Below are 25258 nucleotides of genomic sequence, written 5' to 3' on the forward strand. Positions count from 1 at the left end.
GCTTCACGCCCTGCCGTATCTGTCTTCAAAACGTACGATATCGTTCTCACCCAGATAGGAGCCGGATTGGACTTCAATGAGCTCCAATGGAATGACGCCTGGATTTTCCAAAGCGTGAACCTGGCCGATGGGGATGTAGGTTGATTGGTTTTCCGTTACGAGATAAGTCTTGTCACCGTTCGTTACTTTGGCGGTACCGCTGACTACGATCCAATGTTCTGCCCGATGATGGTGCATCTGTACTGACAGCTTGGCGCCTGGCTTTACAGTAATGCGTTTGACCTGGTATCGGTGACCATTGTCGATGGAGTCATATACTCCCCATGGGCGATATACCTCACGATGATTTATATGCTCGTTGCGAGATTCAATCTTTAACTTTTCGACTATTTTTCTTACGTCCTGCACATGATTCTTGTGAGCGACCAGTACGGCGTCCTTGGTCTCCACAATAACCAGGTCTTCCACGCCGACAGTCGCTACCAGGCGGCTATCCGCATGCACATATGTGTTGCGGGAATGTTGGTCGAGCACGTCGCCCTTGAAGACATTGCCCTGCTCATCTTTCTTACTAACCTCCCAGAGCGCGGACCACGAGCCAATATCGCTCCAGCCTGCGTCTAGTGGCACCATTACTGCGTCGGAGGTCTTTTCCATCACAGCATAGTCAACGGAGTCCTCCGGGCATGCAGCAAAGGCCTCGTGATCGACGCGAGTAAAATGCATATCCTGCGAACCACCGCTTAAAGCATCGCGACAGGCGCACAGAATGTCGGGACGAAAACACTCCAGCTCTTCCAGGTAACGACGGGCGCGGAACATGAACATTCCGCTATTCCAGAAGTAGCTGCCACTGGCTAAATATTCTTGTGCAGTGAGCAGGTCAGGTTTTTCAACAAACCGGCTCACCATAAAGCCATCGGAACCTATGTTGTCGCCTTTCTCGATATAACCGTAGCCAGTTTCTGGATGTGTTGGAACAATTCCGAAGGTGACCAGTTTGCCCATCTGGGCTAAAGGCAAGGCAGCCTGAATGCTGGCTTGAAATGCTTGAACATCCTGAATTAGATGGTCTGCTGCAAGGATTAGCAACACCGGATCTTCAGCGTCGTTACATGCCTGCAGAGCAGCCAAGGCTATGGCTGGCGCTGTATTACGGCCTACTGGTTCAAGCAGGATATTGACCTGCTCCATCCCCAGGAGACGCATTTGCTCGGCTGCGAGGAAACGGTGCTGTTCGTTGCAGATCAACCGTGGTAACGCGGCATCGAGTCCATCAAGCCGTTTTATAGTGGCCTGCAGCATGGAGAAGTCCGCATCGGCCAGCGGAAGAAACTGCTTGGGATTGAGTTGCCGCGAGAGCGGCCACAAACGGGAGCCGGATCCACCTGCCATGATTATCGGGAAAAACATTTCAAGCGTCCTTTGCGTGATTCTAATATTTAACGCAGATTATCGAGATAGGCACGTGTATTGTCGTGTACTTCTTTGCTCGCCTGCGCGTCGGTCAAGGGCCACCAGCGATAGGAATCATGCTGGGCATTCGGTGGTTGCAGGTCTTCGCCTTCCGCCAGAACAAGCTGATAAGCGAGTACTACGTAATGGGTGTCCGGACTGTTACCCGAATCGCCAAATACGCTGTTGGTATAGAAATGCTCATATGCACCCAGCATACGAGCTTCGCTACGCTGGAAGGCTTTGCCTAATTCGTCTCTGGTCAATCGACTAAACGCTAAATCCATCGTCTCGTTTTTTAAGATGCGCCCACCAGGAACGAACCATACACCTTGCGCTGGCCGGTTAAGCCTCTGACCTAGAAAAATTTCTCCGTGGGAGTTTTGTACAACCAGATCCATTGAAATCAATGGTGTTGAGGCGACAACGGTGCGGAACTGATCATCACTGAGCCACATGATTAAATCTCGGCCAGAAAGCGTGTCAGGATGTGATCTTTGTCAAGAAACTCACTGGCATAGCGTGTTGCAATTTCATTTGGTACCGGCATGGCTAAAACCGCTTCAATACCCATGATCAAGGCGTCTACTGATTCGGGTTCAACTAAAGTAGCAATGCCCGGGTACTCCGAACATAGCAACCCTAGACTGGTCTCTGGATCGGCGGTTATCAACGCATTTCCACCCACTGCCAGGATATTGGTAAGCTTGGATGGCAAAACAGCATCAGCTGCGCCGCGTTTTTGGATAACCAGATGGCAATCTGCAGATGCCAGAAGCGCCGGTAAATCCTCATAAGGCTGTAGAGGGGCGAAAATTACATTGCTGAGTCTGCGTTGCTGTGAGAGATCTAGTAAACGCGCTTTGCCAGCCCCCTCACCAACAATCAAGAATACCAACTCCGTTCGCTCTGCTAAATGTTCAGCGGCGTCAATAACACATTCCAGTCCTTGCTTTTCGCCGATGTTTCCAGAGTAAAGCAGTACTCGTTTGCACGGATCTACACCGAGTCGAATCAAAAGTTCTGCATTACGTGGCACATCATGGAAGCGGGCAGTTTCCGACCAGTTCGGAAAAAAACGCAGCTGTTCTTTTGCTACACCCTTTTGCTCCGCGCGGCGCAACATGCCACTGGAAATTGTGGATACTCTGTCAAATGCACGTAATACCGCACGCTCAACAGCAAAAGCAAAACGTTTGAGCTTGTCGCCTTTTACGATAGAAAGACCAAACAGGGCATCAACTTCATAGTCCTGAATATGCAGTACCGACTTTGCGCCTGTCAGCTTTGCCAAGGCGATAGCCTGAGGCGCGCAAAACAAGGTCGGCACAACAAGAATGACAAGATCGGGCTTCCATCTGAGCTGCGCCAAAATGGCAAAGGCTGAAGAAAGGGAAAAACTTCCCAAATGCAACAAGCGCTTGACTGCAGTTGGGCGGGCAGGGACATACAGCGGGCAACGAATGACAGCGACACCGGCTTCGTGACGTTTACTGAAACCCCAGGAGCTGAAGCCTTGCCAAACCTTCCAGTCCGGGTAATAAGGCGGCGCCGTTACTACTCGAACCTCATGGCCCTGAGCCGCCATCCAGCTTGTCATCTCACCGCTGTATTTGCCGATGCCTGTAAGCTCGGGGCTGTAATTGATGCCGTAGAGCAAGATCTTCATCAATGTGTCCGCGCTTGTTCCACGTTGTTGACATACCAGTCGTAGGCATCACTCAGGCCGTCTTTTAGACTGATACTGGCTTTCCAGCCGAGCGCCTCTAGTCGCGATACATCCATTAGCTTGCGCGGGGCACCGTCCGGTTTGCTGGTATCGAAGCTCAACTGACCGGCGAAACCGGTCACGTCAGCAATGGTTTTCGCAAGCTCGCCAATAGTGCAGTCAATCCCAGTGCCAACGTTAATATGAGACAGCATTGGTTGAGTACTAGCCTTATAAGTTTCACTATCCAGTTCCATCACATGCACGCTGGCCGCAGCCATATCGTTCACGTGCAAGAACTCGCGCATCGGCTTTCCGGTTCCCCAGATTACGATTTCCTTATCACCGCGCTGCACAGCTTCATGAAAACGGCGCAGTAGCGCAGGGATCACATGGCTGTTTTGGGGGTGATAGTTATCGTGCGGACCATACAAATTGGTCGGCATTACGCTGCGGTAATCGCGACCATGCTGGCGGTTGTAGCTTTCGCAAAGCTTTATCCCTGCGATCTTGGCAATGGCATAGGGCTCATTGGTCGGCTCCAGGACACCCGTGAGCAGTGCGTCTTCGCGCATAGGCTGTACAGCAAATTTTGGATAAATGCATGAAGATCCGAGGAACAACAGCTTCTGAACATCGCACTGATGCGCTGCCTGGATGGTGTTGGCTTGGATCATCAGGTTGTCATAGATGAAGTCTGCGGGGTAGAGATTATTGGCTTGAATACCCCCGACCTTTGCCGCCGCCAAATAGACCTGATCGATCTTTTGCTCTTTGAAGAAAGCCTGCACTGCCCTTTGATCGAGCAGATTTAGCTCATCGCGAGCGGCCGTGAGAATGCGGGTATAACCCAGCGCCCGAAGATGGCGGACGATGGCGGACCCGACCATCCCACGATGACCGGCAACAAAGATATTTTGATTCAGATCGTGCGTCATGCTCAGTTCTCCGTAGCAACCGGCAGATCATGGCCATGCTGCTTGAGCAGTGCATGACGCTGTGCAACCTTGAGGTCTTCTCGAACCATTTCGGCACACATTTCTTGCACAGTTATCTCCGGAGTCCAGCCCAGCTTTTGCTTGGCTTTAGTTGGATCGCCGAGCAAGGTCTCGACTTCAGCCGGACGGAAGTAGCGGGGGTCCACCTTTACAATCACATCGCCCACCTTGAGTGCCGGTGCCTTGTCGCCATCAATGCTCGCGACAATTGCTATTTCATCAACACCCTCGCCTTCGAACTGCAGACCGATGCCGAGTTCGGCTGCTGACCAGCGAACGAACTCGCGCACCGAATACTGCACACCGGTAGCAATCACGAAGTCTTCTGCCTCTTCCTGTTGCAGCATCATCCACTGCATGCGGACGTAATCCTTCGCATGACCCCAGTCACGCAGTGCATCCATGTTGCCCAGGAACAGGCATTGCTCTAGGCCTTGGCCGATATTCGCAAGTGCACGGGTGATCTTGCGGGTCACAAAAGTCTCACCACGGCGCGGGGATTCGTGGTTGAAAAGAATGCCGTTGCAGGCATACATGCCATAGGCCTCACGATAGTTTACCGTGATCCAGTAGGCGTACAACTTGGCTACTGCATAAGGAGAGCGCGGGTAGAAAGGGGTGGTCTCTTTCTGTGGGGTTTCCTGCACTAGCCCATACAGTTCAGAAGTGGATGCCTGATAGAAACGAGTCTTTTTCTCCAGTCCCAATAGGCGGATGGCCTCCAGAATACGCAGCGTCCCCATGGCGTCCACATCGGCGGTGTATTCCGGCGACTCGAAACTCACGGCTACATGGGATTGGGCACCAAGGTTATAGACCTCGTCCGGCTGTACTTCTTGAATAATGCGGGTGAGGTTCGAAGAGTCCGCTAGATCACCGTAATGCAACACGAAGTTGCGATTGTCGACATGGGGATCCTGATAAATATGGTCCACTCGCTGGGTATTGAATGAAGATGCACGCCGTTTGATACCATGCACCTCATAGCCTTTTTCCAACAGTAGTTCTGCTAGGTAGGAACCGTCTTGCCCTGTGATACCGGTGATAAGAGCACGTTTTTTCATTGTGTTGCCTTCTGAGTTTATAAATAAATTAAAGGTGGTTTGATGTTTAAAAAAACATATAGGGGTTTGCGCTGTTCGGCGAGTTATGTTAGTGGGTGCTACAAGCATTCTGCTAAGCACGTTTCGTTGTTAGGCTAACAGCGTTTGGCAATGTTGTTGGGCTGGCATAACTCTGTATAAATAATGATCAAATTGCGGTAGAGCACCTGCATAAATGTAAAAAAATTAATACTACGTTATTTTTGAAAAAGTGTAGTTTGGAGTAGTTTGTCGTTAATGTAGATTGGGCTTGCTATAAAGTGCGCAACCAATAGTGCTAAACGCCTAGGGTCGGAGTTCAATATTTAAATTGGCGCACTACACACTATGTAGTCTCAAACACTCGCTTTTTCACAGCTTTGGCCGGAGAGCCCACATATACAAAGTCTGCTTTGGCATCCGTTAAAAGCGTGCTGCGCGCACCGATCAGCGCATTTCTGCCAATCGTTACCCCAGGCGCAACAAATACATCGGTTGCTATCCACGCCCCCTCTTCCACAGAAATAGGCTTCGCATAAATTTGAAAAGTTCGACTGGCCGGATTATGGCTGCCAGTGCAAAGATACGAGCGTTGCGATACAACGGCATGTGCAGCAATGTGGATTTCAGCCAATGTATAAAGTTCGACATGGTCGCCAATCCAAGCGAAATCACCTACGGTCAATTTCCATGGGTAGGTTACGCGCACCGATGGTCGAATAATCGCGCCTTTTCCTATCTTGGCGCCGAATGTACGAAGTAGAAAGTTTCGCCAGCTATACATGAATTGTGGTGAGAGAGCGAACAAGCAGGATTGCACTAACCACCATAATTGGCATTTTATGCCAGAGCGCCCGCGAAATCCTGGGGGGAGTTCAAAACGATCAAGCCTCTGCATATACAATATCCTGTGTTAGGCGATCCAGGTCAGCACGTGATTCAGCGACAAATGCTTGGAAAATTGCTTTTCTTTTATGACGTGCAACCGCGGTCATTTCAGGCATCGATTGCATTAGATGAGAAGATGCGGCGCTCGCCCAACCCGCAGCAGATGCCAGCGGCATAGACCAGCCGTGCAATCGCCGAGCCGATGCCTTCATGCAACCTGCCTCGCTGCTCAGGATATATGCTCCTTCAACAGCTGCTTCATACATAACCAGCGGCTCAGCCTCATTACGTGAGGGGTAGACAAAATAGTCCAGTCCAGCAAAAAACTGGGCTTTCTCTTCTCCATAAAGCCCACCCACATACCGTAGTTCCGGTAATGCTGCGCACACCTCCTCGAGTCGTCTACTCAACGCCTGATCATGACAGGGACCGGCGACAACGGCCTCAAAAGCAAGCCCGCTATGTTTGAGCTCGGTTAACGTTTCTAAAAATACGTCGAGCCCTTTCGATATGGATAGATTGGCCATATATCCGATCCTTAGCGCCCTGTACTCTTCATTTGAAACCTGTACCTTGGAATTTTCAGCAAAAAATGCGGCATTAGATAACACTCGAATACGCTCCGCCGGAACATTGTAATTTTTTAGGAGTGCTTCGTGCATAGCCTCACCTAGTACGATATGACAAGCATTATCGCCAGCAGCCCGGCATACCAGAGCGAATAAAGCGGATGGGGATGTCAGATATAGAGACGCATGGTGATGCAGGAACATCTTAGCGCCAAAGAGTCTCGCCAACCATAGCCAGCACAGGTCAAAAACTTGACCGTTGCCGCCATTGAGCGCGCGGTACAACACTCGTTCGCGACGGACGAGTAGCGCCCAGAGCAGACGAAAAGTTACCGGTACGAAAAATGCTGTTTTGATTAGAAGCCATAAACGAGAATGGAAAAACTTCGAAAGTTGCGTCGGTGAAGTATTGATGAAGGTCACAGTTCCCAGTTGTCTTAGACGCGCTAACATTTTCTGGTTTATAACTGACATGCCGTGCAGTGGAGGAGGGATGTCGCCCAGAAAGATCAAAGCGATTTCTCCTGGGACTGTGGAGAAGTAAGGATATTGATCATCTTAGTGGCCATCGATGGAGTATTTAGCCGTTCATATTCAGAATAGGCAGCTGCACTTACTTGTCTGTATTCTGCAAACGACATATCCCAAACTCGACCAAGTGCTTCAGTAATGGCAGTGGATTTCAAGCTCTTCGAGAAGAGAATTCCATTAATACCATCTTTAACATATGAGGGTTCCGGCCCCATGTGCGAGCATATGTCATCATGTACTATCGGTGGCAAACGAAGCGAGAAATAATGCACCACACTCAATCCAGCGTTGCCTGGGTAACATCCTACCCGACAATCTCGGCTCAGCTCCAAAATCTGAGCGTCGTCGTAGATTGCACCGTGAAACACAATCCATGGTTGAGTGTAAAGTTTGCGATACTTTTCCTCCAGTTCACCGCTACCTACTATATGCAAAATTACTTCTGGATGATGCACACGTAGATCGGCAACTCCAGTTACGAGATCTTCCAGTCCGCACTGTTCACGCAGGCGGCCAATAAACAACACTCCCTGTTCGTCCCCCCGTTTTGGATTTTTTCCTGCGTCCACTGAGAATCTAATAGCGTTATCCGCAACAGCCAACTTGTTCGGTGAACAGCCTATGGCAACCAGAGAATCGCGGGACACTGGGGTATAGCATATGTATTTGTGCGAAAGGCGGATAGCAGAGAGATAGAGGAAGCCAATCAGTGGATTTACGTATCGTTTGGAGTATAGCCCTTGACCGTGGGAGAACACTTTGATGCCCAGTTTTCGGCAAAGGAATAGAAGTCTCCAATAAGTTAGATCTCTTATATTTGCACAGGTCAGTACTACATCAGGCTTTTGATTTCGTATGGCTTCTAAAACGCCCTTCTGAATCAAAATGCGACCACCTATGAGCGATTTGTGAGGGCAGTCAATAACTGTCACGCCCTTTGGTACTAGCGATTTAAAACCGCTGCCATTCGTCGGAACACCACACAGTACAGTAAGTTCATATGCACTGGTGAGTCGAGCGACTAGCTCCTGGCGATAGCTGGCGAGGATTGGTTGGACGTAAATAAGTTTCATATGTTAACCCTAGGTCGTCCCCAGACGCTGGTAAGTGTCTTTCTAAAATTAGATAATGCTCCTGCGAAAACTAACACCACGTATGCTAGCAATGTTTGTCTAAAGCTATTCCGGACAGCGTATGAGTTCATGATAATAAACATAATGAAGATGTAAAAATTAGCGAATGCTGTTAAATAGTAAAATTTTCGACCAAACGATTTGTGAGCAGTTCGTAGAATAAAAACGAGAAGACCGATGTAAAGTAGGAAATAGAGTGGTCCGAAATGGTAGACCTCAGCGATACCGCTCATGGGTACAGATTGGTGTAGCATAATCTGTGATCCTTTTCTGACTTCATCGAAAGTATCAATAAAAGACGGAAGCGGTGAGAAAGAAAGTAACTTATATTCGTTGTTGTAAAAGTAATCATAAACAAGGCCGTCACTTGTGACAAAAATGCCTTGCATAAAATTTACCCAGGAGAAAATTGCAAAATCCAAAGCCATCCTGCCGGAGAAATAGTCTATTGCTCCGAAAAAATTAGAGATTCCATGTTCGCCACTAGCCCGAGTTGCCAATGCAATCATCATGAAGATAAAGGCACCAAAAAACGCTGTTATCAAATAGCAGGCTGCCATCCGACCTTTAGACAAAAGGAACTGGATTGCGAAAAATAAAAAAAACATGACGGCGGCGAGTCTGGATCCTGCGGAAAGATAAAAAGCAAACCAAAAGGACCAAGCTGATAAAGCAAGGATAGCTTGCGTTCGACTCTTTTTAATGAAAAATGGCATAAATATCGAGCAGACAACTGAGCCAACAGTCATTGCAGCAATGAACAGCATTGCGACATTTGGCGGAAGGAAATAGCCTTTTGGACCAGTAATAAACAGGTACTCGTTGTTTGACCAAACCGCAGATTTATCCATAAAAATAAGATTTATTATGATGATCGCGTAAATAATGACCAAAAGCGGAGTGCCTGAGCGCTTAGCCATTTTATTGCTAAGGGAGAGCCTAAACCCTGACAGCCACTCTACATTGCGAGGAACCCATATCAATGATGCTGCGACAGACCAAAATATTAAAGAATAGATAAAAAGAGTCTGGTTTCCTTTATAGAAGTATCCCATGTACGAAGTGGCGCCTAAATCAAACTGAAGCCCCAAGTTCGAGAAGGCGTAAAATGTTATCTTCATAAGAACAATATAAGACATGATTAGTATTCCGGCAGCCGGAACCCTCAATCGGATCGCCAACAGTGCCGTGACCATGGCCTCAAAAACAATTAATATTCCCCAAAGCATATCTTAACCGGTCCGTTCTAATTTATTTGTTTAGCGTTGAGACACTTTGGGTTGCCTTATCTTTCTGAGAAAAAGCCCAGTAAAGCAACATCCCTCCTGTCAACAATTCGGGCACTAGCATCATCAATGCGGCACCTATATTCGGCTCTACTCGTGAAGAGCCCAACCACCACGCGGCTAGTGCTAAAATGGAGAAAATCATATAATACCAAGAGATGCTGCCATGGCGGTTTTTAGCGAATAAAAGCGTCGATGGCACAAACCAAAGTACGTTAACGACTGCGTGCAATGCCAATAATACAAGAAAAGATGCCGGCAATATTACCTTTCCTCCAGACCAGGCCTTTAACACCAATGGCCCCAGCAGCGCAACTCCAACCATACCCGCAAGCATAAGTAATCCAGCAACTAACGAGCCTTTTTTCACCACATTCCGTGCCAAACGCGCTTGTCCCTGGCCAAGCAGCCTTGAAACTTCCGGGCGCATAGCGTTATTGAACACTATACCCACCTGCATAAGCAGACGAACCATTGTTCTAGCCATGGAAAATGATGCCACCGCCGCGCCGCCGGCAAGTGAATTGAGTAATTGCACACCCCCTTGCAAAGCTACGACCTGAGCCAGCGGCATTGCCATAAATGAAACAGCTGGCCAGAAAACGATTTTGAACTCTTTCCTGCTGGCATGTCGCAGTGCCATGGCACCAATTGTTGAATGGCGCAGTGCAATCAAATAGCAGATCACAACTGTGACAAACGAAGTCAGCATGAGGCAGACAGCTAGCGTAACTGGACTGGCGCCAAGAGAAAGTGCAACCGCAGTAATAACCATTTCAGCGACCCGCCGGTTGGCCATCCAAAATGCGGACAGCGCCGTTCGATCCATTGCCTTCATCCAAGCACTAATCGGTCCGGCTAAAAAGTTGCCCGCCAGATAAAAGGACATACATGCAAAAACGGTACTGGCAGTACGGGCGTTGATATCAGATAAATTTAACCAGCTTGCCCAAGGCAGGCTCATTGCCAAAATATTGCCCACCAACGCAACACAAATGGAGGCGGCTATGCTGAACGCCATCGCTGTGTCTAGTGTTCGTCGAACTGCCACCACATCCTTACATCCCGATGCCATTGACGCCCGGGTTGCCGATGCCTGTGCCACGCCTAGTTCCATGAGTGCAAGAAACATGGGAACACTGGTCAGCACCAGCCATTCGCCATACTGCCGCACACCCCAAGCGGCGAGGAAAAAAGGCACCACCACAATCTGAGCCACTAAAGTGGCCCCTTGTGAATAACCATAGCCGGATAGGTTGCGGGCAATTTTAACGCGCAATGAATTCATTGATCGGCTCCGCTTAGGCAATCATTTCTGGCATCTGGTCCGGCCAAGCGAAAAGATTTCCGAGCTGTACATCCAAATCGTCCGGCTCGAAGCGGACACGTCCGCCTGCTGGTGTAAGCGTCAGTTCCCCAAAATAGAGACGATCTTCGTGCACATAAAAATCCACACGAGCATAACCTAACGGTCCCGTCAATTTGATAGCCGCATCAACCATTTCTCGTAGACATTTAGGGCGCGGAGAGTTGTCCGCTTGCTGAATTGCTTCATAGCCTGCGCGCCAGAAGGGCGCCTTTTTCCAGTCGCTGAGATATATCGCCTGACTTAGTATGCCGCCGCGTCCTTTGATCAACTGGATAAAACAAAATGGATCACGTCCGTCGTGAGGGTTGAAAACATGCACTTTGTAGTCGTCAGGTGAATCGCCATTCTGCAATAGCGCTTTTTCTGCCAGCAGGCGACGTGGAATTAGCTTGTAATGTCGCTCCCTAGAGTCGTCGCCGTAATCCTCGTCTAGCCAAGCATTTGCGATTGTGGCAACCGATTCAGGCAAATGCGCAGCTTTGTTTGTAACTACGAGAACTTGGCCTGCACCGTGGTTTGCCTTCAGCACAAAACTGTTTGGCAGATCGTCGAAATATTCAGGCGTCATCCGCTCATAAACACCGTAACAAGGCACCAAATATTGCTCGCCGATTAAATCTGCTACGTATTTACGCACTGCCACTTTATCAGCCAACATGCTAAAAACAGGTAGCGGATTTTGAATTCGAGAAAACAATTTTTCCGAAAAACGACCAGGATTTTCGAAATTACCAATTCGTTTGTTGTTCTTGAGATAAACCAGCTGAAAATACAGCCAATCCGGTAATAGATTTTTCATCAAATAATCCGTTGAAGCAGCCGACTGAACAGGGTGCGAGTACTAAATTAATATAGTACATCGCAAGAAAGTTGTTCTAAGCAGATTTTTACTATTTACAATGGCTGTTACATCCGCCAGGCTTCGGCCGTTAGCGGCCAACACCTTCGTAAAAAAAGCCTTTCTTTTTCATCCGCTTTGGTTCAAACAAATTTCGGCCATCGAAAATTATCGGTTGGCTGAGCTGCTGCTTGATAAATTCGAAGTCAGGTGCTTTAAAGCTCTGCCACTCGGTTACGATTACAAGCGCATCTGCGCCCTTTAGCGCAGCCTCTTTGGTGCCGCATAGATTTAGATCATCACGGCTGCCATAGATACGTTGTGCTTCCTCCATAGCTTCCGGATCATATGCCTGCACCATGGCACCGGCTTTCCATAGTGCTTCCATTAACACTCGACTTGGGGCTTCGCGCATATCGTCAGTATTGGGTTTAAAACTAAGCCCCCAGATGGCGAAGGTTTTGCCATATAAATCACCATCAAACTTCTTGTGAATCTTCCTGTATAGCGTGCTTTTCTGTTCGTGGTTACGACTTTCAACGGCTTTGAGCAATGTGGCGTCGAAGTCAATGCTATCGGCTGTGTGGATCAGGGCCTGCACATCTTTTGGGAAACAGGAGCCACCGTAACCTGCGCCCGCGTAGAGAAAATGGTATCCAATGCGAGGGTCGGAGCCTATGCCTAGCCTCACCATCTCGATATCGGCACCGAGCATCTCCGCCAAGTTCGCCATTTCGTTCATAAAGCTGATTTTAGTCGCCAACATGCAGTTAGCCGCGTACTTCGTCAGTTCGGCACTGCGAACATCCATGACTATGATCTTCTCATGGTTGCGATTGAATGGCGCATACAGTTCCCGGATAACTTCTTCAGTACTGGAGCTATTGGTACCGATGACAATACGGTCTGGGCGCATGCAGTCGGCGACAGCTGAACCTTCCTTCAGAAACTCGGGGTTGGACACCACGTCAAAAGTCAACTCCTCACGGCCACGCTGAGTGAGTACTTCAGCAACGCGGGTGCTTACCTTGTCGGCCGTGCCCACAGGGACAGTGGATTTGTCGATGATAATCTGGTGGCTTTCCATGTGCTGCGCAATTGTTTCAGCCACCTTGAGTACGTATTTAAGGTCGGCTGAACCGTCTTCGTCCGGTGGTGTGCCCACGGCGATAAACTGGACTTCGCCGTGTTTTACACCTGCTGCAGCATCAGTTGTGAAATTCAAGCGGCCAGCCGCGTGGTTTTCTTTTACTAAGGCTTCGAGGCCTGGCTCGTAGATCGGAATATGGCCTTGCTTAAGGCGTTCGACCTTGTTGGCATCGACATCAATACAGATTACGTCGTGGCCGACCTCTGCAAGGACCGCTCCTTGGACCAGACCGACGTAACCGATGCCGAAAACTGTGACTTTCATGTCGATTCCCTTTGAACGAGTGACGGGTGGAGAAAAGCAAAAAGGTTAAGTGCATTGCCATCTATAGCAGTGCATCTTGAGCAGGTTCACTCTAGTTAGAATGAAAGAGCTTATTGATAAATGGTTGTTGTACGGTTCGTTTTTGCTACGGTGGCGATTTGAAGAGCGCCATCGACAGCAAACCGTGCTCGTAAAAAATTCGATTAATAAATATTCTTAGATAACAACGTGAACGGCGTCTTGATCAATATTTTGATATCCAGCCACAACGACCAGTTATTGATGTAAGCGAGATCTAGCTCTACACGCTTTTCCATCTTGTCGATGGTTTCTGTCTCACCTCGGTAACCGCTGATCTGTGCCAAGCCGGTAATCCCTGGTTTGATCCGATGGCGCGCCATATATGCATCGATTTTACCCGTGTAGTAGTCGTTATGGGCTACTGCGTGAGGACGGGGTCCAACCAGCGACATCTTTCCTTGAAGGGCATTGAATAGTTGTGGCAATTCATCGATGGAGGTGCGGCGGATGAATTGGCCGACGCGGGTAATGCGGGGGTCGTGACGGCTGGCTTGTTTGACCTCCTGGTCGTCGTGCATGCGCATAGAGCGAAACTTCCAGACCTTGATGATCTTGCCGTTCCAGCCATGGCGTTTTTGTTTGAACAGCACTGGGCCGGGCGATGACATCTTCACGGCGAGGGCGGTGACTAATAACACTGGGCTCAGCATGATAATGGCGAACAACGCTACGGTGCGATCCAGTAAGGCTTTGGAGAGTGCTGCAGTCGGGTAAGAGGTTAGCGGGCTTTCATTGAGGTGAATCGCAGGGAGCCCTTCGATTTCCGATACCGAGTGATTGAGCAGAATCAGGCTTCGCAGATCGGGAATCCAGATGACGTCGACGCTGGAGTCCAGCAAATCGATGTAGAGTTCCTCGATCTTTTCCGCTTCAGTCAGTGGCAAGGCTATGTAAAGCCGGCGAATGCGATGGGTCGCGATCAGGTCTCGCAAGTGGGCGAGACTGCCCAGAATAGGGTAAAGACTGCCACTTGGTAACGGCAGATCGTCCGCCGCCACCAGACCTATCAACGGTTCGTTTTTTTGCAGAGTTAGTTTGTCTGCGAGGTCGATGGCCAACTCACCCGTGCCTACGATCAGCGAGGTGCGAGCAGCCTGAAGTTTCTGCTGATAGCGTCTAGCCAAATTATGCAATGGCAGGTACAGGCAGGCTTGCACAGCAAAACCAGCGAAGATCCACGTCAGGATCACTTCGCGGGAGAACAGCTCACTGGTCTTGGTAATGAACGCTATAACCATCAGACCCGAGAGCAACACTAGCCATCCGGCAAGCAGGCGGCCGAGCCCGACTACGTAGCCATGATGCTTGTGGTAGACCTGCATCATGGAATAAGCCGGTACTGAGCCGAGCAACATGAACGCGCCCAGCATGCGGTATTGGGTATCGACTTCCCCTGTTTTCATCACTGCCAGTGCGCAAAGCAGCAGAATGAGAATGGAGATTGCCGCCAGCCATTGGGTCCAGAACGTAAGGCTGCGTCCTGTTGGCATCGTGGTGCTGCGCTTGCGAATCAAAATAAGGTCCCTCGCGTTGGAATGGACACAGCCTTCCGGGCTGTGCCCGCTGTGCGGAGGTATGACCTCCATGCAGCTGCAGTTACTGTTTGGGCATGAGGCACAAACCGGTCGTTGTCGTGGCGCTCCCCGCATCCGTGGCGGGGAACGCACTTGCCTTGGCCAATATCAAGGTTTTGGGCACGCTACCGCCCCAGGATTGACCGTTGGTTTCCTGAGAACGTGCGCCGTGGGTGCGACGTGAGCCGTATGCACAAGCGCTGGCAATTTTTGGGGAGAGGATCAATCAGGCAGGCCCGAGTCTTTGCTCGGTTAATGGCGCGCAGAGGAGATGAGTCTTTCCTTGACTGCTGCACAACGCGATGTCTGTGCAATGGCATCCTGCCGAAATGAGTTGTTTTCTCAGCCGACGGCGCATTTTACTTATTTGGTGGGAAAAGTGAAGGCAAATACAGTCTTGGATGAAAGATCCTACAGACAGGACTGTGTGTTTTGAGTAGGGGATCACGGATTCTGTGTAGGGAGTGACTGTGAAGTCTTGGATTTTGTATCGCTAATTCAGGTCTTGAGCGGAACAGTTGCGAGTTTTGGTGAAAAGCAGTGTGACTGTGATGTCATATAGCTATGACGCTTGCTCTAAGTGAATTGCTGGACGGTCTGCAGATGTGTGGAGCTTTATAGGCAACTCAGTTTTGAGCATGGGTCGGGGACGTGTCGCGTAAGGTCGATCGCTATCGCGAGCAAGCTTCGCTCCCACAGATATAAGGCGGGCGGGTGCAGCGGCAGGGCGGGATGTGGGATGACATGTGGATGTATTGTTTTTGTTGTAGAGGGCGGGACGTGGGTCAGGTTTTTTCTATGGCGCTGATTGGGATGGTTATGGTGTGTTCGCGATGCAGTAGTTGCAGGAGAATTACGATGCGTTCGGCGCCATCACGGGAGAGGAAGATGGCTTCGAGTTCTTTGTAGCTGCCGCTGTTAATTCGCACGCGGTCTCCTGGCTCAAACGCTACCGATTCTTGCGGTTTGTCGCTGAGTCGTTGTTTAAGTTGTTCGATGAGTTCGTCTGTCACGGCGATCGGTTGTTTGCCGAACGTCACCAGTTGGTTCACGCCGCGGGTTGAGCGGATGGGGTGCCAGTTATCGTTCAGCTGGTCGAGCAGAATGAACAGGTAACCAGGGAACAAGGACTCCACTGAAGTGGTGCGACGGCCACGCTGGACGCGTTCGACGTAATGGGTAGGTCGGTAGCACTTGAATGCTTGGCGCGTCAGGTTTTCCTCGGCGCGAGAGTCTTGCCGTGGTTTGCACTGGATCAGGTACCAGCGGGGTGGCGGGTGCTGGGGTGGCATGCAGGGGCTCTCATGGGTCGATCAGGGCAGCGGCGCTGCCCTGATATTCCGGTGTTTATTTGTCTGAAGCGTATTCGTATTGGTAGTAGCTGTAGTTGCCGTAGCCGTAGGCAGATGCTTTGCGTTCCACGGCATTGAAAATCGCGCCTTTGACGACGATGCCGTTCTGCTCGAAGCGGCGCTTGGTCACCAGGATTTCTTTGGCGGCATTGACGCCGAAACGGGTCACGATCAGGCTTGTACCTGCTTGGCGACCGACCAGGGCGGCATCGGTGACCGCGAGGATCGGCGGGGTGTCGATGATGACTACATCGTACTGACTACTGACGTCATCCAGAAACTGGGTGAAATTGCTGTGCATCAGCAATTCCGACGGGTTCGGTGGGATCTGCCCGCGGGTGATGACGTGCAGGTTGTCTACTTCGGTTGCGTGAGTGGCGGTTTTCAAGTCGATTTTGCCGGCAAGCAGGTCAGACAAGCCATTGCTCACGTCAAGGCGGAACAGTTTGTTTAGGTAGCCTTTGCGCATGTCGGCATCGACCAGCAAGACCTTCTGTCCAGTCTGGGCGATGATGGCCGCCAGGTTGCACGAGACAAAGGATTTGCCCACAGCCGGGCTCGGACCGGAGATCATAAGGATGTTGTTCTTAGCCTCCAGGGTCGCGAAGTGCAGACTAGTACGTAGGCTACGCAACGATTCCACGGCAAGATCTGCTGGGTTATTCACTGCCAACAGCAGCGAGCCAGTGCTGGCGCGACTGTTACCCTTCAAATTGTTTTCAAGCAGAGTTTGTCCCTTGCTGAGTGGGATCGATGCATAAACGGGGATGCCCAGTTGTTCGATAGTCTCCGGGTCTTCGACTCCGCGGTTTATCGCTTTGCGGATCAGTACGTAAGCAACGGCTATCAGACCACCGAGCAGTGTAGCGATCAGCACGATCAGAGGCTTTTTCGGTTTGACCGGCCTTTCGATATTCGCATCAGCCGAATCGATGATACGGACGTTGCCCACAGTACCAGCGCGGACGATGTCTAGCTCCTGAGTTTTATTCAACAGTTGCGTATAGATTTCGGTGGTGACTTGCATATCGCGAGCCAAGCGCAGCAGTTCCTGCTGGGTTTCTGGCAAGTTCTTTACCTTCTTTTCAAGCCCGCGTTTTTGTTGATCGAGTTGTCCCATTTGCGTCATCAAGGCCTGATAAGCCGGATGCTCGCGAGTGAAGCGATGCTCCATTTCTGCTTGCTTAAGCTTTAGCTCGGAAATCAACGTTTCTAGGGCCACGATCTGATCGAGTACGGCTTTGGTCTCGATGGTGATATCTACTGAGCGGGCGCTGGTCTGGTAAGCGTTAAGTTGCCCTTCAGCTTTTTCCAGCTGCTTGCGTACATCTGGTAACTGGGTGCGCAGGAACTCAAGGCTTTGCGCGGCTTCCGCGGAATTGCGCTGGACGTTCTGCAATACATAGAGCCGGCTGATTTCATCCAGCACTTTTTTGGCCAGTAGGGGATCTTCGTTTTCCAGCGACAGACCGATAATGCCGGACTCTTTACCGCGCTCATTGGCCGACACATTTTCCTGGTATTGCAGAATGGTATTGAGGCGACGCTGTTTGGTAATACTGAACAGTGTGCCAGGATTGGCATTAAGGGTGGCAATTTGCAGCCTGAAGCCATTTTTCTCAAGCTTTTCTCCAGCCTGACCATTCACAAGGACTTCTTCGCCGCCATTGAGCAGCGTAAAGGTGCCATTGCCTTCCGCGCGCAACGTCAGCGTTTTACCAAGGTACGCATTTGGTACTTCCAGTTGAAAGACGTCGAGTTTCTCTCCGCCCCATGTATAGCTATTCAAGCCAAGCAACGGAGAGGCCAGCTCGTTTGGGCTGGTTGGCTGAAAGCGCCGGCTCAGGAAGGGGCCGATCATAGGGAAGTAGTTAGGCTCTATGATTATGTCGAGCTTGAGGTTCTCCACGGCTTTGCCCAGTACTGCCCGGGATTTGAGTAGCTCGATTTCGGTCACTGCTGGGGAGGTACCACCGAACATTTCACTCATTTCACCCATACCGCCAAGCGCCGCCATGCCGCCTTTCTTTTGCTCGACCTGGACGAGTGCATTTGCTTGATAGATCGGCGTTGACAACAGAGCGATTGCAACACCGATTGCGCAGAACAGCGCAGTGATGCCAATGATGATCCACTTACTATCAATCAAAGTGCCGAATAGCGCGAGCAGATCGATGCTGTCATCGTCGTCGCTGTGATCCTGAATAGGTAGGCTGTTTTGGCTTGGCATGCGGGGTACTTTTACAAGAGGTGATTATAATTTTTGCGACCAGCTGTCGACGCCTTGCGTCATCAGTTGGTAGACGTGATCGAAAGCGACTTTCTGCTGGCGGTAGGGGTCCGGGATTTCCTGGTTGTTCTGCCACTTGCCCAGCAGGAACGTCTTGCCGCGGACTTCCGGCGCCATTCGCGCAATGCTCTCCACATGGCGTTGTTCCATGGTCAGGACTATATCGGCCTGTTGCAGCATTTCTCGAGTCAGTTGCCGACCTTTGTGGTCTGGAAGGTCGTTGCCATGTTCGCGCAGGACTTCCAGCGCGGTGCTGTCCATGGGTTTGTCCACGAGGGCGCCGAGGCCCGCCGAACTGACGTCGATGCCGCGATGGGCCAGTCTGCTTTTAAGCAGGGCTTCGACGGTGGGGCTGCGGCAGATGTTGCCGATGCAAACGACAAGAATTTTATTGAACATAGGGGGCTGCGCAGGTTGCGATATCGAATGTGATGACCGCACAGGCAGCAGGAGGAGGGGGATGGAATTCCTTTCCAGCGCAACAGTACGGCTTTCTCCGGTGCATTGCTGCTGCCGGGGCCATTTCAAAAGCGTGCACTGTAGTGGCGTGGGGGGGGAGGGTCAAGGCTCGGCTGTGACTTTCTCTCATACAAGCGTTTGGCTTGTTGGCAGGACTATCCCGCCAGCATGGGGTATGTGAACAGGCCGAAGTGCAGCAGATTCAAGCCGAAGTGCGTGGCGATGGCGGCGGCCAATCCGCCGAAGCGGTAGGCCAGGCCGTAGCCGATGCCGGCCAGGGTCGCGAGCAAGACCCATTGCCAGCCGGCGCCCCAGTGCGCCAGGCCGAACAGTAGCGCTGCGAGTAGCAGGGCGAGGTGTTCGCCGTAGGGCAGGTGTTTGAGGCGCTGGCTAAGGCCGCCTTGTATATAGCCGCGGAACAGGGCTTCTTCGACCAGGGTGACCAGCAGCAGGTTGTTGAGCAGCCAGATTCGGGCGACGTCGGGCCATTTGGGTGACCATTCGATGATGCCGAGCAGGCAGGCGCTGGCGAGGGTGGCCAGGGCGGTCAGGCTCAGGGTGATGGTGCTGGTTTTCAGGGTTTGGGTGAATGAGCGTTGGGCGATGATCCAGGGGCAGGCGAGGATGAGAAAGAAGCCGATCAGGGGTTTGTCGAGGTTCAGGTACATCGAGAAGGGGATGGCGTTTTCGCTGAAACGTTGTGGCGGGATGACTTGTGCGTTGTGGAAGCCTGGCAGGTAGTGGAGGGCCAGGCTCAGGGCCAGGAGGATGAATAGGGTGTGGCCGAGGTAGCGGGCGTAGGGGTGGTTTTGTGGCTGGATGGCCAGGCCGGCTAGCAGGAGCAGGGTGAGGGGGAGGGCTGCCGCGAGGGAGAGTTGGCCGTGGGTGAGTGCCAGGACGTAGCCTGCGGTGAGTAGCGTCAGGTACGGCCAGGGCAGTCGGAGCATGAGGTCTTCCTTGGGTGGGGCTGGTTTTTAGGTGGGCATTTAGGCAGATGTTGGGGTGGGTGGGCAATGGAGGGCGACAAAAGCAGCCAAAGCCGTGATATTGAAACGGCCAGGAAACTCGCCAGTGAGTGGAGGCAAGAATGAAAGAGCACATTTACGAATACGACCCGGCAGCAGCCCTTGACGGCCCTGAAGCCATGGCTATTTTTATGGCCGATGCGTTTGAGACGGGGCACGCGCAATACATCGCCAAAGCAATGGGTGTTGTAGCTCGTGTCAAAGGCATGACCGAGCGTTTGGGGTTGCTTCACCCCCACGCTCCTGAGGTCAACGCGGCCGTTGCGGGTAGTAGGGCCGAACCCTACTACTTTCAGCAGGGCGCTCGCGTCGCCAAGCCAGAATGGCGACAACTATTCTGATATCGGGGGCTTTTTAAATAAATTGATTCCTGTATTTTTCCAAATATCGTTGGCTCGCCTTATTTCTACCATTTTAGCGGCAGTAGACCAATAGTGCCCACTATCCGGAATTAAATAGTTTTGTACGGCTGCCACATTTTCGAGGTGTGAAATCGTTACATCGTCAGGATACTTATCCAGCTGACCAGTAATCGTCCGCACAGGGGTCGCTGTATCATGTACGTTCACGGCTGGGTGGCTTGGCATAGGAATGAACTTATAGTTCTTTTGTGCCTCGCGGTAAAGGCTAGAGCTTACGGTGATGTTGGGTACTTCGACCCGTTGAGTATAAGCGCCGGTGATTTCAGCAATGGGTTCGTTTTGCTTAATTCGTTCGATGGCCTTATCAATATTGACGGCTTTCGACGCTGGTAATCCTGTACTTGTACTTCCGGAAACTGTCGTCGCGGTGGCTGCTGATGACCTTGAGATGGATCGCGAACTGTTTGATATCGTCCGTAAAGGGTTCACTCTCCTCGGTATCATCGGTACTTTGAAACCTCCATGCCCCGTCGGATCCACCTGGTTCCTGGGATCCCCCTCGCAATACGCGTACGCATTCAACCCACCCTTTCCAAACGGGCTCCAGCTGTCCGGGCTGTTAAACCGCATCAACACCGGATTGAACTGCCGATAGCCATTGCCCAAATGATAATGCCCGGTCACCGGGTCGGGCCGTTCGCCGTTGAAGCCGAGCAAGCTAAGTAGTCCATTCTCCGGCGGACGATGGCCGTAGGGTGTGTAGGCGAGGGAGTGAGGCTGGTTGGCATCGAGCGCGTTCAGCACAGAACGTTGCTGATCAGTCGCCAACAGAGTGGCGGCGACCTCCAGGCCCTCGCGCTGCTGCTGTGCCAACAGCTGGTCGTCGTGCTGCACGATGGTGCGTTGCCCTTCGCCTTGTATTTCAGTGGCCAGGCGTGCTTTGCAGTAATAGCGCTGGATGGCAGTCTGTTTGAAGGGTGTGCAATCGATGAGGCGATCCAGCGGGTCGTACCGGTAGCGACCCAATAGGGTTTCACGAGAGGAGGGGGGCATTGGCTGAGCTCCGTGCAAGGTCCAATAAAGCCGAGCTGCCAGCATCGTTCTTTTTTTAATCATTGCCTACTATCAGAACTGATAGGACCGACAGATACGCCTCACTTTAAAGGGGCTGCTCTTTACCTTAACCTGATCGTTAATCGTTACTGAGTCGTGCCTGATACTCATACAGACTGTTCCTCACGGGAGGGGCGCTTTTACGGGGGATTTTCTGCTGGCGCAGGGGTGAGCCATGCGAATACTACGTTCGGATTGAGCGAACGGCAGGTTGCATAGGGTCAGGGGTTAAAAGCACGTCCCAGTCGTCAGGAGAAGCGTAGTTCTTAATAGGACGCAATGGCCTAAGGACGAGTTGCACGTCCCACTCGTCAGCAGCCGCAAAGTTACCAATAGGGGCTATCTCGAAGCTGCTTTGATCTATAGAAGCCTTGTTGGCGTCCATTGCCTTATGTGCAAGCGTGCTTGGTTTTTTACGGGTGCTGGCCCTTACGATGGGGCTTCTGTTTGTCGCAGGGGCGTTTGTTTGTTGTGTTTTTGGAGGTCTTGGAGGTGCTGTTTTCTTTGGTGTTGGTGTTGGTGTTGGTGTTGGTGTTGCTTTCGCTTTGACTTTTTTTACACTACCCACGGCTTTTTTAACCCGAGACAGAATCCCGGATACATCTGATTCGTTGAACGAGCCCCATGAAAGACAGGACACCGTTTCCCCCTTACGATAAGGGATAGGCAAACGGTTATGTTTATGACTAACAGCAACGATAAGAGTGGGGAGCTTTTGGGTCAGGAGCGGCGGCGCCGCTGGAGCCCAGAGCAAAAGCTGGCCATGGTTCGCGAGAGCCTTGAGCCAGGGCAAAGTGTGTCGGTCGTCGCTCGGCGCAACGGCATCAATGCCAACCAGTTATTCCTGTGGCGCAAGCTGTATCAGGACGGCAGCCTGTCGGCGGTCAGCGCGGGCGAAGCCGTGGTGCCGGCCTCCGAGCTGAGCGATGCGCTCAAGCAGATCCGTGAACTGCAACGGATGTTGGGCAAGAAAACGATGGAAGCGGAAATCCTCAAAGAAGCCGTGGAGATCGCCCGGTCGCGAAAATGGATTGCGCACTCACCCTTGTTGCCGGGGGACGACCAGTGAAGCTGGTCAGCGAATGTCTCGGTGTGGCGCGCTCGCAATTAACGGTTCGAATCAAGCAATCGGTATCGCCCAAGACACGGCGAAGCAGGCCTGTGAACGACGCTGAGTTGGTGGCCGAAATCCAGCAACAGGTCAGCGAACTGCCCAGCTATGGCTACCGTCGAGTCTGGGGATTGCTGCGACGCGCCCGTGAAACCCAGTTGCTACCCGCGATCAACGTGAAGCGGGTTTACCGGGTTATGCGTGATCACAACCTGCTGCTTGAACGCCGGATCAAACAACCCGGCGTGCCGCGTCGGCACGAAGGCCGTATTGCGGTGCAAACCAGCGATACGCGCTGGTGCTCGGACGGCTTTGAATTCCGTTGCGAGGACGGCGCCAAACTGAGCGTGACCTTCGCCCTGGACTGCTGTGATCGCGAAGCCATCGGCTGGGTCGCCAGCCCAACCGGGTACAGCGGCGATGATATCCGCGACTTGATGTTGGAAAGCGTGGAGAAGCGCTTCGGTGATCAACTGCCTGCAACGCCGGTGCAGTGGCTCAGCGATAACGGTTCGGCCTACACCGCCGAACAGACGCGCCTGTTTGCTCGACAGATCGGCTTGCAGCCGGTGACCACACCGGTGCGTAGCCCACAGAGTAATGGCATGGCAGAGAGCTTCGTGAAGACGATCAAGCGTGATTACGTGGCGCACATGCCCAAGCCGAATCGAGAAACGGCGCTGCGTAACTTGGCAATTGCCTTCGAACATTACAACGAGCAGCATCCGCACAGCGCCTTGAACTACCGTTCACCGAGGGAGTTCAGGCGCTTGGCAGTGGCATCAATTTAACGGGGAGTTGGTGTCCGGTTTTGAAGGGGCAAGTCCATTCGTTGAAGATTCTGCGCAATATAAGATGAAGCTTCACTTTACCCGACGGATCTGCGTGATTGATCGGATCATTTTCGCAGTAGGCATAAGCATTAAAGCCACCTTCCCCGAACGGACTTAAACGGTCCGGGCTGTTAAACCGCATCAACACCGGGTTGAACTGCCGATAGCCATTGCCCCAATGATAATGCCCGGTCACCAGGTCGGGCCGTTCGCCGTTGAAGCCGAGCAAGCTAAGTAGTCCATTCTCCGGCGGACGATGGCCGTAGGGTGTGTAGGCGAGGGAGTGAGGCTGGTTGGCATCGAGCGCGTTCAGCACAGAACGTTGCTGATCAGTCGCCAACAGAGTAGCGGCGACCTCCAGGCCCTCGCGCTGCTGCTGTGCCAACAGCTGGTCGTCGTGCTGCACGATGCTGCGTTGCCCTTCGCCTTGTATTTCAGTGGCCAGGCTTGCCTTGCAGTAATAGCGCTGGATGGCAGCCTGCTTGAAGGATTTGCAATCGATGAGGCGATCCAGCGGGTCGTAGCGGTAGCGACCCAATAGGGTTTCACGAGAGGAGGGGGGCATTGGCTGAGCTCCGTGCAAGGTCCAATAAAGCCGAGCTGCCAGCATCGTTCTTTTTTTAATCATTGCCTACTATCAGAACTGATAGGACTGCGATGGTCGAACTTTGAGATGTTAATGGGTTCATGGCTCGCACCTGTCAAACTTGACAGTAGACAACGAGTGTTAATGTGAGGAGCCTGCAGGGGAAGGTGTCTAACTTTCTTCTCCTAGCGAGGGGTATTGCGTCATGGACGAACTTAATAGCGTTGCCAGTGACAGTGTCGATAAAGCCAATGAATTAGTGGACTTGCTCATCCAGTACGGATCTGCTTTTGGCCTCAAGATTGTTTTTGCGGTTCTGTTTTGGATAGTGGGCCGTTGGATGATCGGTTTTATTGTTCGGTTTGTGCAGCGCTCGATGACCCGGCAAAAGATTGATCCGACGGTGTCGCGTTATGTCGGGTCTTTTATCACGGTCACGCTGAATATCATTCTGGTGATTGCCATTCTTGGGTATTGCGGGATTGAGACGACCAGCTTTGCGGCGATTCTGGCGGCGGTTGGGTTGGCCATTGGCATGGCTTGGTCGGGGTTGTTGGCGAATTTGGCTGCCGGCGGGTTCATCATCGTTTTGCGGCCGTTCAAGGTGGGTGATGAGATTGGGGCGGGCGGTGTGGTGGGGACGGTGACTGAGATTGGGTTGTTTGTGACTACGGTTAATACGGCGGATAACGTGTTGACGCTGGTGGGTAATAACAAGATTTTTTCTGACAATATTCAGAACTTTTCCAGTAATGATTTTCGGCGGGTGGAGCTGTCGTTTTCGTTGCCGTTTGAGACGGATGAGCGGGGGGTGGTTGCGTTGCTGCAGCAGCGTTTGGGGAAGGTGGCTAATGTGTTGTCGGCGCCTGGGGTTGATGTTCGATTGAAAGGTGTTACTTCGGAGTCGGTGGTGTTGATGGTTCGGGTGTGTTGTCACAGTGAGCATTATGGGGCGGTGTATTTTGATGTGAATGGGGTGATTCGGGAAGTGTTGAAGAATATTGTGAATAATCAAGTTCAGGTTGATGTGGTGAGTAGGGAGTTTGGTGAGGGTATGCATGGGGCGGGGGGTGTTGGTAGGGAGGTTGGGTGAGGGGGAGGTGCTGGGTGAGGTTTTGTGGGGGTGGGGTTGTTCGCGATGGCGGTGTGGCAGGGGTATCTTTGGTGGTTGATGGACCGCTATCGCGAGCAGGCTCGCTCC

General features: G+C 51.7%; 22 protein-coding genes. 3 read left to right on the forward strand and 19 right to left on the reverse strand.

Annotation, left to right across the window (positions count from 1 at the left end; all coding sequences use genetic code 11):
* Nucleotides 1-3 precede the first annotated feature (3 nt).
* From ACA041_RS08470 to ACA041_RS08550, 17 genes are all read right to left on the reverse strand, one after another.
* Complete coding sequence (locus ACA041_RS08470) at nt 4-1413, reverse strand: mannose-1-phosphate guanylyltransferase/mannose-6-phosphate isomerase (protein ID WP_497440700.1); 1410 nt, start codon at nt 1411-1413, stop codon at nt 4-6.
* A gap of 29 nt (nt 1414-1442) precedes the next feature.
* Nucleotides 1443-1913, reverse strand: coding sequence for a GDP-mannose mannosyl hydrolase (locus ACA041_RS08475; RefSeq protein WP_497440701.1), 471 nt, complete (start codon nt 1911-1913; stop codon nt 1443-1445).
* A gap of 2 nt (nt 1914-1915) precedes the next feature.
* Nucleotides 1916-3124, reverse strand: coding sequence for a glycosyltransferase WbuB (locus ACA041_RS08480; RefSeq protein ID WP_497440702.1), 1209 nt, complete (start codon nt 3122-3124; stop codon nt 1916-1918).
* Entirely contained in the window at nt 3124-4101 is a 978-nt protein-coding gene (gene fcl, locus ACA041_RS08485) for a GDP-L-fucose synthase (RefSeq protein WP_497440703.1), read from the reverse strand. Before fcl ends, ACA041_RS08480 begins: the two co-directional genes overlap by 1 nt.
* Before the next feature lie 2 nt (nt 4102-4103).
* The gene (gene gmd / locus ACA041_RS08490; RefSeq protein WP_497440704.1) at nt 4104-5225 is read right to left on the reverse strand and encodes a GDP-mannose 4,6-dehydratase; all 1122 of its coding nucleotides are present in this window, start codon (nt 5223-5225) and stop codon (nt 4104-4106) included.
* A 364-nt stretch (nt 5226-5589) separates the two neighbouring features.
* Nucleotides 5590-6141 (reverse strand): putative colanic acid biosynthesis acetyltransferase, encoded by a 552-nt coding sequence (locus ACA041_RS08495; protein WP_497440705.1) that lies wholly within the window; start codon nt 6139-6141, stop codon nt 5590-5592.
* Nucleotides 6128-7213 carry a glycosyltransferase family 4 protein gene (locus ACA041_RS08500; protein WP_497440706.1) on the reverse strand — a complete coding sequence of 362 codons (1086 nt, stop codon included), beginning with the start codon at nt 7211-7213 and terminating at the stop codon, nt 6128-6130. The genes ACA041_RS08495 and ACA041_RS08500 overlap by 14 nt, the downstream gene beginning before the upstream one ends.
* The gene (locus tag ACA041_RS08505; protein ID WP_497440707.1) at nt 7210-8304 is read right to left on the reverse strand and encodes a glycosyltransferase family 4 protein; all 1095 of its coding nucleotides are present in this window, start codon (nt 8302-8304) and stop codon (nt 7210-7212) included. Before ACA041_RS08505 ends, ACA041_RS08500 begins: the two co-directional genes overlap by 4 nt.
* Complete coding sequence (locus tag ACA041_RS08510) at nt 8301-9503, reverse strand: hypothetical protein (RefSeq protein WP_497440708.1); 1203 nt, start codon at nt 9501-9503, stop codon at nt 8301-8303. Before ACA041_RS08510 ends, ACA041_RS08505 begins: the two co-directional genes overlap by 4 nt.
* A 112-nt stretch (nt 9504-9615) precedes the next feature.
* Nucleotides 9616-10938, reverse strand: a complete 1323-nt coding sequence (locus ACA041_RS08515) for a lipopolysaccharide biosynthesis protein (protein WP_497440709.1) — start codon at nt 10936-10938, stop codon at nt 9616-9618.
* A 13-nt stretch (nt 10939-10951) separates the two neighbouring features.
* Nucleotides 10952-11818, reverse strand: a complete 867-nt coding sequence (locus ACA041_RS08520; protein ID WP_497440710.1) for an ATP-grasp fold amidoligase family protein — start codon at nt 11816-11818, stop codon at nt 10952-10954.
* 130 nt (nt 11819-11948) lie between these two features.
* Nucleotides 11949-13271, reverse strand: a complete 1323-nt coding sequence (locus tag ACA041_RS08525; RefSeq protein ID WP_497440711.1) for a UDP-glucose dehydrogenase family protein — start codon at nt 13269-13271, stop codon at nt 11949-11951.
* Nucleotides 13272-13474: 203 nt separating this feature from the next.
* Complete coding sequence (locus ACA041_RS08530) at nt 13475-14866, reverse strand: undecaprenyl-phosphate glucose phosphotransferase (RefSeq protein ID WP_497440712.1); 1392 nt, start codon at nt 14864-14866, stop codon at nt 13475-13477.
* A gap of 845 nt (nt 14867-15711) precedes the next feature.
* Complete coding sequence (rfaH, locus tag ACA041_RS08535; protein ID WP_497440713.1) at nt 15712-16218, reverse strand: transcription/translation regulatory transformer protein RfaH; 507 nt, start codon at nt 16216-16218, stop codon at nt 15712-15714.
* 55 nt (nt 16219-16273) lie between these two features.
* Complete coding sequence (locus tag ACA041_RS08540) at nt 16274-18508, reverse strand: polysaccharide biosynthesis tyrosine autokinase (protein WP_497440714.1); 2235 nt, start codon at nt 18506-18508, stop codon at nt 16274-16276.
* A 24-nt stretch (nt 18509-18532) separates the two neighbouring features.
* Entirely contained in the window at nt 18533-18967 is a 435-nt protein-coding gene (locus tag ACA041_RS08545) for a low molecular weight protein-tyrosine-phosphatase (protein ID WP_497440715.1), read from the reverse strand.
* A 215-nt stretch (nt 18968-19182) separates the two neighbouring features.
* Nucleotides 19183-19974 carry a CPBP family glutamic-type intramembrane protease gene (locus ACA041_RS08550; protein WP_497440716.1) on the reverse strand — a complete coding sequence of 264 codons (792 nt, stop codon included), beginning with the start codon at nt 19972-19974 and terminating at the stop codon, nt 19183-19185.
* 140 nt (nt 19975-20114) lie between these two features.
* Between ACA041_RS08550 and ACA041_RS08555 the strand changes: the two genes are divergently transcribed.
* Nucleotides 20115-20393, forward strand: coding sequence for a helix-turn-helix domain-containing protein (locus ACA041_RS08555; protein WP_497440717.1), 279 nt, complete (start codon nt 20115-20117; stop codon nt 20391-20393).
* Here ACA041_RS08555 and ACA041_RS08560 read toward each other — a convergent pair.
* Nucleotides 20385-21467, reverse strand: a complete 1083-nt coding sequence (locus tag ACA041_RS08560; protein ID WP_497440718.1) for an RHS repeat-associated core domain-containing protein — start codon at nt 21465-21467, stop codon at nt 20385-20387. The genes ACA041_RS08555 and ACA041_RS08560 overlap by 9 nt on opposite strands.
* A gap of 742 nt (nt 21468-22209) precedes the next feature.
* Here ACA041_RS08560 and ACA041_RS08565 point away from each other — a divergent pair.
* Nucleotides 22210-23429 (forward strand): IS3 family transposase gene (locus tag ACA041_RS08565; RefSeq protein ID WP_497434301.1). Its coding sequence is split into 2 segments (ribosomal slippage): nt 22210-22555 and nt 22555-23429, totalling 1221 coding nucleotides; the frame shifts between segments, so codons are not numbered across the junction.
* Here ACA041_RS08565 and ACA041_RS08570 read toward each other — a convergent pair.
* Nucleotides 23401-24036, reverse strand: a complete 636-nt coding sequence (locus ACA041_RS08570) for an RHS repeat-associated core domain-containing protein (protein WP_497440719.1) — start codon at nt 24034-24036, stop codon at nt 23401-23403. The genes ACA041_RS08565 and ACA041_RS08570 overlap by 29 nt on opposite strands.
* Nucleotides 24037-24262: 226 nt before the next feature.
* On the opposite strand from ACA041_RS08570, the gene ACA041_RS08575 reads away from it, so the two are divergent.
* Entirely contained in the window at nt 24263-25150 is an 888-nt protein-coding gene (locus ACA041_RS08575) for a mechanosensitive ion channel family protein (RefSeq protein WP_497440720.1), read from the forward strand.
* Nucleotides 25151-25258 lie beyond the last annotated feature (108 nt).

It is taken from the genome of Pseudomonas sp. LBUM1676 (genome assembly GCF_059695605.1).

Coding starts and splice junctions, on each gene's coding strand:
- ACA041_RS08470 (WP_497440700.1), bottom strand. CDS start 1,413: ATGTTTTTCCCGATAATCATGGCAGGTGGATCCGGCTCCCGTTTGTGG.
- ACA041_RS08475 (WP_497440701.1), bottom strand. CDS start 1,913: ATGTGGCTCAGTGATGATCAGTTCCGCACCGTTGTCGCCTCAACACCA.
- ACA041_RS08480 (WP_497440702.1), bottom strand. CDS start 3,124: ATGAAGATCTTGCTCTACGGCATCAATTACAGCCCCGAGCTTACAGGC.
- fcl (WP_497440703.1), bottom strand. CDS start 4,101: ATGACGCACGATCTGAATCAAAATATCTTTGTTGCCGGTCATCGTGGG.
- gmd (WP_497440704.1), bottom strand. CDS start 5,225: ATGAAAAAACGTGCTCTTATCACCGGTATCACAGGGCAAGACGGTTCC.
- ACA041_RS08495 (WP_497440705.1), bottom strand. CDS start 6,141: ATGCAGAGGCTTGATCGTTTTGAACTCCCCCCAGGATTTCGCGGGCGC.
- ACA041_RS08505 (WP_497440707.1), bottom strand. CDS start 8,304: ATGAAACTTATTTACGTCCAACCAATCCTCGCCAGCTATCGCCAGGAG.
- ACA041_RS08510 (WP_497440708.1), bottom strand. CDS start 9,503: ATGTCTTATATTGTTCTTATGAAGATAACATTTTACGCCTTCTCGAAC.
- ACA041_RS08515 (WP_497440709.1), bottom strand. CDS start 10,938: ATGAATTCATTGCGCGTTAAAATTGCCCGCAACCTATCCGGCTATGGT.
- ACA041_RS08520 (WP_497440710.1), bottom strand. CDS start 11,818: ATGAAAAATCTATTACCGGATTGGCTGTATTTTCAGCTGGTTTATCTC.
- ACA041_RS08525 (WP_497440711.1), bottom strand. CDS start 13,271: ATGAAAGTCACAGTTTTCGGCATCGGTTACGTCGGTCTGGTCCAAGGA.
- rfaH (WP_497440713.1), bottom strand. CDS start 16,218: ATGCCACCCCAGCACCCGCCACCCCGCTGGTACCTGATCCAGTGCAAA.
- ACA041_RS08540 (WP_497440714.1), bottom strand. CDS start 18,508: ATGCCAAGCCAAAACAGCCTACCTATTCAGGATCACAGCGACGACGAT.
- ACA041_RS08545 (WP_497440715.1), bottom strand. CDS start 18,967: ATGTTCAATAAAATTCTTGTCGTTTGCATCGGCAACATCTGCCGCAGC.
- ACA041_RS08550 (WP_497440716.1), bottom strand. CDS start 19,974: ATGCTCCGACTGCCCTGGCCGTACCTGACGCTACTCACCGCAGGCTAC.
- ACA041_RS08555 (WP_497440717.1), top strand. CDS start 20,115: ATGAAAGAGCACATTTACGAATACGACCCGGCAGCAGCCCTTGACGGC.
- ACA041_RS08560 (WP_497440718.1), bottom strand. CDS start 21,467: ATGCCCCCCTCCTCTCGTGAAACCCTATTGGGTCGCTACCGGTACGAC.
- ACA041_RS08570 (WP_497440719.1), bottom strand. CDS start 24,036: ATGCCCCCCTCCTCTCGTGAAACCCTATTGGGTCGCTACCGCTACGAC.
- ACA041_RS08575 (WP_497440720.1), top strand. CDS start 24,263: ATGGACGAACTTAATAGCGTTGCCAGTGACAGTGTCGATAAAGCCAAT.